Annotated in this window: 8 protein-coding genes, 1 pseudogene and 1 riboswitch; of the genes and pseudogenes, 8 read left to right on the forward strand and 1 reads right to left on the reverse strand. The window is 70.8% G+C overall.

The annotated features are described in order from the left end of the window. Positions 1–5 precede the first annotated feature (5 nt). The 4 genes from dxs (at position 6) to OG562_RS36775 (ending at position 4,151) form a co-directional block, all read left to right on the forward strand. Positions 6–1,907 (forward strand): 1-deoxy-D-xylulose-5-phosphate synthase, encoded by a 1,902-nt coding sequence (dxs, locus tag OG562_RS36760; RefSeq protein ID WP_266405796.1) that lies wholly within the window; start codon positions 6–8, stop codon positions 1,905–1,907. Beyond that, the gene (locus OG562_RS36765; protein WP_266405798.1) at positions 1,904–3,289 is read left to right on the forward strand and encodes an aspartate aminotransferase family protein; all 1,386 of its coding nucleotides are present in this window, start codon (positions 1,904–1,906) and stop codon (positions 3,287–3,289) included. The genes dxs and OG562_RS36765 overlap by 4 nt, the downstream gene beginning before the upstream one ends. Positions 3,290–3,384: 95 nt before the next feature. Next, the gene (locus OG562_RS36770) at positions 3,385–4,032 is read left to right on the forward strand and encodes a helix-turn-helix domain-containing protein (RefSeq protein WP_266405799.1); all 648 of its coding nucleotides are present in this window, start codon (positions 3,385–3,387) and stop codon (positions 4,030–4,032) included. Next, the gene (locus tag OG562_RS36775) at positions 4,029–4,151 is read left to right on the forward strand and encodes a DUF6126 family protein (RefSeq protein WP_266405801.1); all 123 of its coding nucleotides are present in this window, start codon (positions 4,029–4,031) and stop codon (positions 4,149–4,151) included. The genes OG562_RS36770 and OG562_RS36775 overlap by 4 nt, the downstream gene beginning before the upstream one ends. 54 nt (positions 4,152–4,205) lie before the next feature. Here OG562_RS36775 and OG562_RS36780 read toward each other — a convergent pair whose 3' ends face one another. Beyond that, positions 4,206–5,003, reverse strand: coding sequence for a tyrosine-protein phosphatase (locus OG562_RS36780; RefSeq protein ID WP_266405802.1), 798 nt, complete (start codon positions 5,001–5,003; stop codon positions 4,206–4,208). Positions 5,004–5,249: 246 nt separating this feature from the next. Between OG562_RS36780 and OG562_RS36785 the strand changes: the two genes are divergently transcribed. The 4 genes and pseudogenes from OG562_RS36785 to OG562_RS36805 all read left to right on the forward strand — a co-directional run bounded on the left by OG562_RS36785 (position 5,250) and on the right by OG562_RS36805 (position 11,787). Then, on the forward strand, positions 5,250–7,352 hold the full coding sequence (locus OG562_RS36785) for an alpha-galactosidase (RefSeq protein WP_266405804.1): 2,103 nt from the start codon (positions 5,250–5,252) through the stop codon (positions 7,350–7,352). Between the two features lie 304 nt (positions 7,353–7,656). Then, a riboswitch (cyclic di-AMP (ydaO/yuaA leader) is annotated at positions 7,657–7,814 on the forward strand. A 4-nt stretch (positions 7,815–7,818) separates the two neighbouring features. Beyond that, positions 7,819–8,832 carry a M23 family metallopeptidase gene (locus tag OG562_RS36790; protein WP_266405805.1) on the forward strand — a complete coding sequence of 338 codons (1,014 nt, stop codon included), beginning with the start codon at positions 7,819–7,821 and terminating at the stop codon, positions 8,830–8,832. Positions 8,833–9,082: 250 nt separating this feature from the next. Then, positions 9,083–10,966, forward strand: a pseudogene (locus OG562_RS36795) (hypothetical protein). A 92-nt stretch (positions 10,967–11,058) separates the two neighbouring features. Further along, positions 11,059–11,787, forward strand: a complete 729-nt coding sequence (locus tag OG562_RS36805) for a DUF6250 domain-containing protein (RefSeq protein ID WP_266405810.1) — start codon at positions 11,059–11,061, stop codon at positions 11,785–11,787. The last annotated feature ends 23 nt before the right edge of the window (positions 11,788–11,810 follow it).

Consider the following 11,810-nt stretch of genomic DNA (forward strand, 5'->3'; position numbering starts at 1 on the left):
CCGACGTGACGATCCTGGAGAGCATCCGGCAACCACGCGACCTGAAGGCGCTGTCCGAGGCGGATCTCGGTCAACTGTCCGAAGAGATCAGGGAGTTCCTCGTCCACGCGGTCGCCAGGACCGGTGGACACCTCGGACCCAATCTGGGGGTGGTGGAACTGACCGTCGCGCTCCACCGGGTCTTCGAGTCGCCGGTGGACCGCATCGTGTGGGACACCGGCCACCAGAGCTATGTGCACAAGCTGCTGACGGGGCGTCAGGACTTCTCCAAACTGCGCGGCAAGGGCGGGCTCTCGGGCTATCCCTCCCGCGAGGAGTCCGAGCACGACGTCGTCGAGAACAGCCACGCCTCCACCGCGCTGGGCTGGGCCGACGGCCTCGCCAAGGCCCGACAGGTGCAGGGCGGGAAGGGGCATGTGGTCGCGGTCATCGGCGACGGCGCGCTCACCGGCGGCATGGCCTGGGAGGCGCTGAACAACATCGCGGCCGCCAAGGACCGGCCGCTGATCATCGTCGTCAACGACAACGAACGCTCCTACGCGCCCACCATCGGGGGCCTCGCCAACCATCTGGCGACCCTGCGCACGACCGACGGCTACGAGAAGGTCCTGGCCTGGGGGAAGGACGTACTGCTGCGGACCCCGGTCGTCGGGCCCACCGTCTACGAGTCCCTGCACGGCGCGAAGAAGGGCTTCAAGGACGCCTTCGCCCCGCAGGGCATGTTCGAGGACCTCGGCCTGAAGTACGTCGGCCCGATCGACGGGCACGACGTCAAGGCCGTCGAGTCGGCGCTGCGGCGCGCCAAGCGCTTCCACGGGCCGGTGCTGGTGCACTGCCTCACCGAGAAGGGGCGCGGCTACGAGCCCGCCCTCGCGCACGAGGAGGACCACTTCCACACCGTCGGCGTGATGGACCCGCTGACCTGCGCGCCGCTCGTGCCGGCCGACGGGCCGTCCTGGACGTCGGTGTTCGGCGACGAGATCACCCGGATCGGCGAGGAGCGCGACGACGTCGTGGCGATCACGGCCGCCATGCTGCATCCGGTGGGCCTGGGCAAGTTCGCCGAACGCTTCCCCGACCGGGTCTGGGACGTCGGCATCGCCGAGCAGCACGCGGCCGTCAGCGCGGCCGGCCTGGCGACCGGGGGCCTGCACCCGGTCGTCGCCGTCTACGCCACCTTCCTCAACCGCGCCTTCGACCAGCTGCTGATGGACGTCGCCCTGCACCGCTGCGGGGTGACCTTCGTACTGGACCGGGCCGGGGTCACCGGCGTCGACGGCGCGTCCCACAACGGCATGTGGGACCTGTCCGTCCTCCAGGTCGTCCCCGGACTGCGCATCGCGGCCCCGCGCGACGCCGAGCAACTGCGCGCCCAGCTGCGGGAGGCCGTCGCGGTGGACGACGCGCCGACCCTGGTGCGCTTCCCCAAGGAGTCGGTCGGGCCGGAGATCCCGGCGATCGACCGGGTGGGCGGCGTGGACGTGCTGCACCGGGCCGAGCGGGCGCAGGTGCTGCTGGTGGCCGTCGGCGTGATGGCGCCGGTGTGTCTGCAGGCCGCCGAGCTGCTTCAGGCGCGCGGGATCCACTGCACGGTGGTGGACCCTCGTTGGGTCAAGCCCGTCGACCCGGCCCTGCCCGGCCTCGCCGCCGAGCACCGGCTGGTGGCCGTCGTCGAGGACAACAGCCGCGCCGCCGGCGTCGGCTCGGCCGTGGCCCTGGCCCTGAGCGACGCCGAAGTCGACGTGCCCGTACGGCGGTTCGGCATCCCGGAGCAGTTCCTCGCGCACGCCAAGCGCGGCGAGGTGCTCGCCGACATCGGCCTCACGCCCGTCGAGATCGCCGGACGGATCAGCGCGAGCCTGGCCGTCAAGGAAGCCGACGGCCCCCCGAAGGAGAAAGCCGAATGACCAAGGAGTTCGACCTCGCGGCGCTGCTGGCCGAACGCGGCGCCGAGCGCTACGAGCTGCACACCAAGTACCTGAACCACCAGCTTCCGCGGATGCTGCACACCATCGGCTTCGACAAGGTCTACGAGCGGGCCGAGGGCGCGCACTTCTGGGACGCGGACGGCCACGACTACCTGGACATGCTCGCCGGGTTCGGGGTGATGGGCCTGGGCCGCCACCACCCCGTCGTCCGCAAGGCGCTGCACGACGTCCTCGACGCCCAGCTGGCCGACCTCACCCGGTTCGACTGCCAGCCCCTGCCCGGACTGCTGGCCGAGCGGCTGCTCGCCCACAGCCCGCACCTGGACCGGGCGTTCTTCGGCAACAGCGGGACCGAAGCGGTCGAGACCGCGCTGAAGTTCGCCCGGCGGGCCACCGGCAAGCCCCGGATCCTGTACTGCGACCACGCCTTCCACGGGCTCACCGCCGGCTCCCTCTCGGTCAACGGCGAGGACGGCTTCCGCGACGGCTTCGCCCCGCTGCTGCCCGACACGGCCGTACCGCTCGGCGATCTCGACGCTCTGGCAAAGGAGTTGATGAAGGGAGACGTCGCCGCCCTGATCGTCGAGCCGATCCAGGGCAAGGGCGTGCACGAGGCCCCGCCCGGCTATCTGCGCGCCGCGCAGGACCTGCTGCACCGGCACAAGGCGCTGCTCATCGCGGACGAGGTGCAGACGGGCCTCGGCAGGACCGGCGACTTCTACGCCTACCAGCACGAGGACGGTGTGGAGCCGGACCTGGTGTGCGTGGCCAAGGCGCTGTCCGGCGGATACGTCCCGGTGGGCGCCACCCTAGGCAAGGACTGGATCTTCAAGAAGGTCTACTCGTCGATCGACCGCGTGCTGGTGCACTCGGCGAGCTTCGGCGCCAACGCCCAGGCCATGGCCGCCGGCCTCGCCGTGCTGTCGGTCATGGAGAACGAGCAGATCGTGGCGAACGCCCGTGCCACCGGGGAGCAGCTGAAGTCACGGCTGGCCGCACTGAGCGACAAGTACGAGCTGCTCGCCGACGTCCGCGGCCGGGGCCTGATGATCGGCATCGAGTTCGGCAGGCCGAAGTCGCTGAAGCTGCGCAGCCGGTGGACCATGCTGCAGGCCGCGCGCAAGGGCCTGTTCGCGCAGATGGTGGTCGTGCCGCTGCTCCAGCGCCACCGGATCCTCACCCAGGTCTCCGGCGACCATCTGGAGGTGATCAAGCTGATCCCGCCGCTGGTCGTCGACGAGCGGGACGTGGACCGGTTCGTCGACGCGTTCACGGAGGTGATGGACGACGCCCACAGCGGGGGCGGGCTGATGTGGGACTTCGGCAAGACGCTGATCAAGCAGGCGGTGGCCAACCGGTAGACGGTTCCGCCGAGCTCCAGCAGGCGGGCGCGTGCGGATTTTGCCTCTGAGGCAACAAACTTGTCTCAGAGGCAAGGCTGCGGCTGAATGGACGTATGAGTTCGCCCGAGTCCCACCCCTCGGCGGCACCGCCGCCGGAGCCCTCGGAGGAACAGCCCGAGGCCCTCCCCATTGTGGCACCGCAGCTGCGCGCCCTGCGTCGCCGGTCCGCCCTCACCCTCGAGGCCGCGGCCCGCACCGCCGGTCTGTCGCCCGCCCACCTCTCCCGTCTGGAGACCGGACAGCGACAGCCCTCGCTGCCGATGCTGCTCGCCCTCGCCCGGATCTACGGCACGACGGTCTCGGAGCTGCTCGGCGAGACGGTCGCCGACCGGGACGCCGTCGTGCGCGCCGCCGACATGGAGCCGACCCGGGCGGGCGGCTGGACGTACTGGCAGGCCGGAGCGTCCGGGCGCGGGATGCAGGCGCTGCGCGTGCACGTCCCGCACGGCTCGCAGGGCGACATCGTGCGCGTGCACCCCGGGGAGGAGTGGCTGCACGTCCTGCGGGGACGGCTGCGGCTGCGCCTCGGGGACGCCGGCCATCTGCTCGGTCCCGGCGACAGCGCGCACTTCGACTCGCTGACGCCGCACCGCCTCGCCGCGCAGGACCCCGACGGGGTCGAGCTCCTCTTCGTCCACACCCTGCTGCAGAGCCCCACGGCCACCCTGTGCCTGGGCCCCACCCCCGGAGAGACGCCATGAGCGACATCGAGGAGAGGTTCCCCCGGAGCCTCTGGATCCGACTGATCATCTACATCGCGGTGGGACATCTCTTCGCCGCGTTCCTCTGGCTGCTGTTCGAGGTGGGCGCCAAGCAGTAGAGCTCTCCTGGTCCTGAGTCCCGGTGAGCCGAGCAGGCCCAAGTCGAGCAGGCCTCAGTCGAGCAGGCGCTCCCGCAGGAGCTCCCGGGTCTGCGGGGTGATCCCGAGGCCCTGTTCCAGGTAGACGTCGACGCCGCCCCAGGTCTTCTCCATGGTCTCGAACGCCGCGGCGAGATACTCCGCGCGGGCGTCGAACAGGGGGTTGAGCAACTCCATGACCTCGGGGGTGTAGGCCGAGGCGGCGCTGCCGCCCCGGCGCACCTTGTAGCGGCGGTGCTTGGCGTTGGACTCCAGGTAGTCCGCCAGGATCGCCTCGCGTTCCACGCCCACGGCGAGCAGGGTCACCGCCACGGACAGGCCCGCGCGGTCCTTGCCGGCCGCGCAGTGCATCAGGGCGGGCACGCTGTCCTCGGCGAGCGCGTGCAGCACCCGCGCGTGCTCGGCCGTGCGCTGCCTGACCATCGAGCGGTAGGAGGCGATCATCCGGCCCGCGGCCCGACCGTCGCCTAGTATCTCGCGCAACTCCTCGATGTCGCCGTCGCGGACCATCTTCCAGAACTCGGAGCCGTCCGCCGGATCCGACAGCGGCAGGTTCACATTGCGCACGCCCGGCAGCTCGACGTCCGGGCCCTCCAGCTTCTGGTCCGCCGCGTTGCGGAAGTCGAAGATCGTGTGCAGACCCAGGGACGCCAGGAACGCGGCGTCCTCGTCGGTGGCGTGCGCGAGATGGCCGCTGCGGAACAGCACGCCGTGACGCACCCGTCGTCCGTCGACGGTCGGCAGGCCGCCCACGTCGCGGAAGTTGCGCACTCCGGCCAGCTCGGGCTCGGTGGACGGGATCTGCTGCGTCAACGGGGGCTCCCTCCCGGTCGGTCCCGGCCGACGCGGCTCGGAGGCCGGCGGGACACGTCTCGACGATACGACATGGATTCCCGGGGCAACGGGTTGTCCACAGGCGCACGCGGCGGTCGTCGGCTCGGTCGTCGGCGAGGTCGCCGACACGGGGTGCAGCGTTGTCCACAGACGTTTGCTCAGCGAGGCATATGCACCTGATGATGTTGGGGCTTGATCGCACCTGTTCGAATCAGTGGGGGTTTGATGCCCGAAATCGCCGACAACGGCCGCACCTGGCTCCTTTCGGGGCCCACGAGCAGCTACGCCCTCCATCTCACCGAGGCCGACGAGCTGATCCATCTGCACTGGGGCCCGGGCATCGCGCTCGCGGACGCCGAGGCCCTGGCCGCCCGCCCGCTGCCGAGCCGCGGGGCCTCGTTCGAGTCCCCGCTCGACGGCCGGGAGGAGTACCCGGTCGAGGGCGGCCCCCGCTTCGTCCGACCGGCCCTGTCCGTGCGCACCGACGAGCGGCGCGGCACCGAATGGGCCTTCGAGGCCTACGAGACCGGCGCCGCCGACCGCGACGAAGGCACCGGCGGCGACGAGCTGCGGCTGCGTTTCCGCGACGCCGGCCTCGCCGTGACCCTGCACTACCGGATGCACGGCGACGTCGTAGAGCGCTGGACGACCGTGGGCAACGAGGGGGAGGAGCCGCTGGAGCTGCTGCGTGCCGACTCCGCCGTCTGGACCCTGCCCGACCGCGACGGCTGGCGTCTGTCCCAGCTGCACGGGCGCTGGGCGGCCGAGTCCCGGCTCACGCGCGCCCCCCTCACCTACGGTGAGAAGGTCATCGGCAGCCGCCGCGGCCACACCGGCCACCAGCACCTGCCCTGGGTCGCCCTGGACACGGACGCGACCGAGGAGCTCGGCGAGGTCTACGGCTGCGCCCTCGGCTGGTCGGGCTCCTGGCGCATCGCCGTCGCCCAACTGCCCGACGCGCGCGTGCAGATCACCGGCGGCGCCGGGTACGACGACTCGGGGCTGCTGCGGCTGGCCGCGGGGGAGTCCTTCACCACGCCCGTCTTCGCCGGGCTGTACAGCGACGGCGGCTTCGGCGGCGCGAGCCGCGCCTGGCACGCCTACCAGCGGGCGTACGTCATCCCGGACGCGGAGCAGGACCGGCCGGTGCTGTTCAACTCCTGGGAGGCCACCTACTTCGACATCTCCGAGGAGCAGCAGGCGACCCTCGCCCGGCGCGCCGCGGCGATCGGCGTCGAGCTGTTCGTCGTCGACGACGGCTGGTTCGGGGCGCGCACCGGCGATCACGCCGGGCTCGGCGACTGGCGGCCCAACCCGGACCGCTTCCCCAAGGGCCTGACGCCCCTCGCGGACTACGTGCACGCCCTCGGCATGCAGTTCGGCATCTGGGTCGAGCCCGAGATGGTCAACCCCGACAGCGAGCTGTACCGGGCGCACCCCGACTGGGTGCAGTTCCAACCGGGACGAAAGCGGACGGAGTTCCGCAATCAACTCGTACTGAACCTCGCGCGCGAGGACGTCCAGGAGTACCTCTGGGAGCAGCTCGACGGGCTCCTGTCCAGCGCGCCCATCGACTACGTGAAGTGGGACTTCAACCGCTGCTTCACCGACGCCGGCTGGCCGGACGACCCCTATCCGCAGCGCCTCTGGGTCGACCATGTACGGGCCTTGTACGCCCTCCTGGACCGGCTGCGGGCGGCCCACCCGGGCGTCGCCTTCGAGTCCTGCTCGGGCGGCGGCGGGCGCATCGACCTCGGGATCATGAGCCGCACCGACCAGGTGTGGACCTCCGACAACACTGACCCCCTCGACCGGCTCGACATCCAGCACGGCTTCAGCCAGATCCACCCCGCCCGGGTCATGGCCGCCTGGGTCACCGACAGCCCCAACGCCCAGCTCAACGGCCGGTCCTCCACCCTGCGCTTCCGGTTCGTCAGCGCCATGGCCGGCGTCCTCGGGGTCGGCGGGGACCTCTCCGAGTGGAGCGAGGAGGAGCTCGCCGAGGCCCGGCGGTGGGTCGACCTCTACAAGGAGATCCGGCCCCTGGTGCAGCACGGCGACCTCCACCGGCTGCGGCCCCCGACGGGCGGACTCAGCGCCGTGCAGTACGTGCGCGGCGACGAGACCGTCGTCCTCGCCTGGCTCCAGGCGCAGCGCTACGGCGAGCCCGCCCCCGCGCTCCGGTTGCGCGGCCTCGACCCGACAGCGTCGTATGAATGCCGCGAAACGGGCGAAGTCCACCGGGGGGCGGTGCTGTTGCACCACGGGCTGGCCACCGGGCTGCGCGGCGACCTTGATGCGACGGTTATCCGCCTGCGTCGCATCTGAGGTTTCTGTCCGAATTGAAGCCTTAGTCCAACTCGCTCTGGAATAAAGGGTCCTGGAAACGCGTCACGTGAGCAGCGTCATATCCGTGACCGTAAGTCGTCCGTCATGTTCACGTAATTTACGGGCTTTTCAAGGGCGTTCGATGAAAAAACGCCCTTGAATTAACAGAGGGTGACTGGGAATTCCCACAGGGGATCAAGAGGAACGTTCGCGCAGGGCAACCGCTGCTTGTCCCTGTGCGTCTTGGTCCCTTACGTTCCAGACCAATCCGGACGGACGCCCAATCCTGCCGCCGCCCGGATCCCGCACTCACTCACCCGTACCAGGCAGGAGCGGGGGACCCACAGGTAGAACCGCCTGTTCCGGTCTCCGGAACGGCTAGGGGTAAAGCCGCGCCTCGGTGCGGCCGGGCATCTCCAGCCCGCACCCGACAGCTCACCTCGCAGGCGCCGGAGAGGATTTCGTCATGCCCGCGAAGGGTAAGCACCGCCGCCCGAAGACCCAGCGCTTCACCCGCTCCATAGCCGTCGCCGGAACCGGCGGCGCGGCTCTCGCTCTTCCGCTCATGGGAGCCGCCGGCGCCCACGCGGCGCCCTCTCAGTCCGTCGCCCAGTCGGCTTCCGCGTCGGCTTCCCAGGCGATTTCGCAGACGGTCTCGGAAAAGGCCGCGCAGTCCGTTCAGTCGGCGCGCCAGACGGCCGCCGAGACGAAGACCGCCGCCACGAGCACGAAGTCCTACACCGTGCGGTCCGGCGACTATCTCTCGAAGATCGCGGACGAGCAGGACGTCAGCGGCGGCTGGCAGAAGCTGTACCAGGACAACCGCGCGGCCGTCGGCGACAACCCGTCGTTGATCCACCCCGGCCTCAAGCTGTCGATCGGCGGGAAGGCCGCGGCCGGCGCCAAGTCGTCGCCCGGTATATCCGGTTCGTCCGCCAAGTCGTCGACGTCCACGTCCTCCGGCTCCAAGGCGTCCTCGTCGTCTTCGTCGTCGGACTCTTCGTCCTCTTCGTCTTCTTCGTCCTCGTCGAAGGCGACCACCGAGGCCGCCGCGAGCACGAGCACCTCCAGCGGTTACACCCTCCCCGTGGCGGGCGCCACCATCGGCACCGCCTACCACACGGCCGGCAGCATGTGGTCCAGCGGCTACCACACCGGCGTCGACTTCGTCGTCCCGACCGGTACGTCCCTCAAGGCCGTCGCCGCGGGCACGGTCGTCTCCGCCGGCTGGGGCGGCGCGTACGGCAACCAGGTCGTCATCAAGCTCGGCGACGGCTACTACGCCCAGTACGCCCATCTCTCGCAGCTCTCCGTCTCGGCCGGGCAGACCGTGACCGAGGGGCAGCAGATCGGTCTCTCCGGCGCGACCGGCAACGTGACCGGACCGCACCTCCACTTCGAGATCCGCACCACGCCGGACTACGGCTCGGACGTCGACCCGGTCGCCTACCTCCGCTCGCACGGCGTCAGCGTCGGCTGACCTCCCCCGACCGCCTGCCTGCCTGACACGCTGCCGAGGCCGGACCCTGATCCCCGGGTCCGGCCTTTGGCGTTCGGTCCGGTCGGTCCGGTCGGTCCGGTCGGTCCGGTCAGTCTGTTAGGTCCGTTCGATCCGTCGGGTCCGCTGGGGCCGTTCGACTTTGCTCGTTCATGATCGTTTCATTGCGGTCGTGTGGCAGGCCCGTCCGGGCCGTCGACAGCCGGGACAGAGTGGCGGCACAGTGATCTCCATGAGAGGGCAAGCGCTTTCCTTCACTGTCACCGCCGCCGTCCTGTTGGCGGGACTCGGCTCCGCGCCCGCCGCCGGGCACGCCGTCGACACCCCGCGCCGGATCGTGGAGAACCTCGACCGCGGCCTGGTCGCCGTGCCGTCCGGCACGGCGACCTTCCTCAGCTGGCGTCTCCTCGGCACCGAGTACGCCCGATACGGCGACTCCCTCGCCTTCGACGTCTACAAGAACGGCCGACGGCTGAACCGCGAGCCGATCCGCAGGTCGACGACCTACCGGGACGACACCCCGGGCGCGGGCACGTACACCGTGCGTGCGGTCGTCGACGGGCATCGACAGCAGCCGAGTTCGGCCGCGCTCGACTTCGCCGACGGTTACGCCGAGATCCCCCTCGCCGCCGCCGACGGCTACACCGTCCAGCACGCCTGGCCCGGCGACCTCGACGGCGACGGACGGTACGAACTGGTCGTCAGCCGGCTGTCGGGGACCCGGGACCGGCCCGACCTGCTGGAGGCGTACACGCTCACCGGCGAGCGGCTCTGGCGGGTCGACTTCGGACCCGGCTCCTACACCCAGGTCGGCGGGAACGGCGCCAACGACCCGGCGCCCGCCGCGATCAGCGGCTCCACGGCGATCGGCGGCTACCGCAACGACGACAACGTCACCGTCTACGACCTCGACGGCGACGGCCGTGCCGAGGTGCTGGCGCACACCGCCGCCGGCACCGCCTTCGCGGACGGCGCGCAGGTCGCCGCCGACTCGCCCGCCCGCCAGTTCGTCTCGGTGATCGACGGCGCGACCGGCGTCGAGCGCACCCGGCAGCCGGTGCCCGACGACTTCGTCGCCGACGGCCCCTCCGGCGGCCACTTCGGCATCGCCTACCTGGACGGCGAACACCCCAGCCTGGTCACGAAGTCGGTCACCCGCGTCGGCGCGAAGCGCGGCGCGTTCCGGGTCCTGTTCCAGACCTGGGACTTCAACGGCGCGGACCTGACCCGCCGTTGGAGGTACGTGGTGGACCCGGCGAGCGGCGCGACCAGCTTCCACCAGATCCGCACCGTCGACGTCGACGGGGACGGCCACGACGAGATCGCCGACGGCAACTACGTCGTGAACAGCGACGGCACCCTGCGCTACGTCGTCGACGGAGCCATCCACGGAGACCGCTTCGACATCGCCGACCTCGACCCCGACCGACCCGGCCTGGAGGGCTTCGCCATCCAGCAGTCCGAGCTGGGCATCGTGTCGAACTTCCCCTGGTAGTACTACGACGCCGACACCGGCGAGCGACTCGTGACCGGCGCGCATCCGACGGACCCGGTGAGCGACGCCGACCTCGACGTGGGCCGCGGCACCGCCGCCGACATCGACCCGGACCACCGCGGCTACGAGTACTGGACGTCCACCGCCGACGTGACCCGGCCCGGCGCCGGCGTCTTCAACGTCCAGGACGGCAAGGTCTCCACCACCACGCCCAGCGTCAACTTCCGTATCTGGTGGGACGGTGACAAGGCGTCAGAACTGCTCGACTTCACCCGCGTCGAGAAGTGGGACCCGGCCGCCGCGACCAGCGCGACGGTCTTCGTCCCGGCCGGCGTGGTCTCCGGCGCCCGCAACGCCACGCCCTTCTACGGCGATCTGGTGGGCGACTGGCGCGAGGAGATCCTGGCCGAGACCGCCGACCACACCGCGCTGCGCCTCTACACCACGACCGAGCCGACCGGCACCCGCGTCTACACGCTCGCCCAGAACCCCGAGTACCGCCTCGGCTGGACCGTGCGGGGCTATCTCAATCCCACCTACACCGACTACTACCTCGGCGCCGAGACCCGCCGCATCCCGAAGCCCTCGATCACCGTTCCCGGGCTCGCCGAACACGCGTGACGTCCCGATCACTTCCGACTTCCCGAACACCTCTCACTCCCGAACACCCCTTATTCCCGAGCACCCTTGACTCACCGAAGGAGCCGTCTCCCGTGACGACCACGCGCAGAGCGTTCGGAGCCCTCGCCGCCGGCGCCGCCCTGGCCGCGCTCGCCCCCGCCGCGTCGGCGAACGCCGCGTCCGCCGGCGCCGCGCCCCGCCGCCGTCGCCTCATCGCCCACGACGACTTCCGCCACGGCCTCGGCCGGTGGGCCGTGGAACTCGAGCGGCCGGGAGCCGTCACCGCCTCCCGCGGGACTCTGGAGGTCGACGTGCCCGCGGGCGCGACGCTCTGGTTCAGGCAAAGGCTCGAAGGGCCGTACGCCATCGAGTACACCGCCACCCCGGTCTCCGCCGGCGGCGTCAACGACCGGGTGTCCGACCTCAACAACTTCTGGAACGCCGTCGACGTCCGCTCCCCGGACGACCTCTTCGCCACGCAGCGCGGCGGCGCCCTCGCGGAGTACGACTACCTGAAGACGTACTACGTCGGCTACGGCGCCAACACCAACACCACCACCCGGCTGCGCCGCTACGTCGGCGAGGCGGGGGTGCGCCCGCTGATCTACGACTACACCGAGCCGCTGCTCGTGGCGAACGCGCCGAACCGCGTCCGGATCGTCTCCGACGGCTCGACCGTGCGCTGGTGGAACAACGGACGGCTCGTCTTCGACTACACCGACCCGGAGCCGTACACGGGCGGGCACTTCGCCTTCCGGACCACCTGGAGCCATTTCCGGATCAACGACTTCCGGGTGTGGTCACTGCATCGACACGCCTGACGGGGAGCCTTATTCCCGCGTTG

It is taken from the genome of Streptomyces sp. NBC_01275, from assembly GCF_026340655.1.
Taxonomy (GTDB): domain Bacteria; phylum Actinomycetota; class Actinomycetes; order Streptomycetales; family Streptomycetaceae; genus Streptomyces.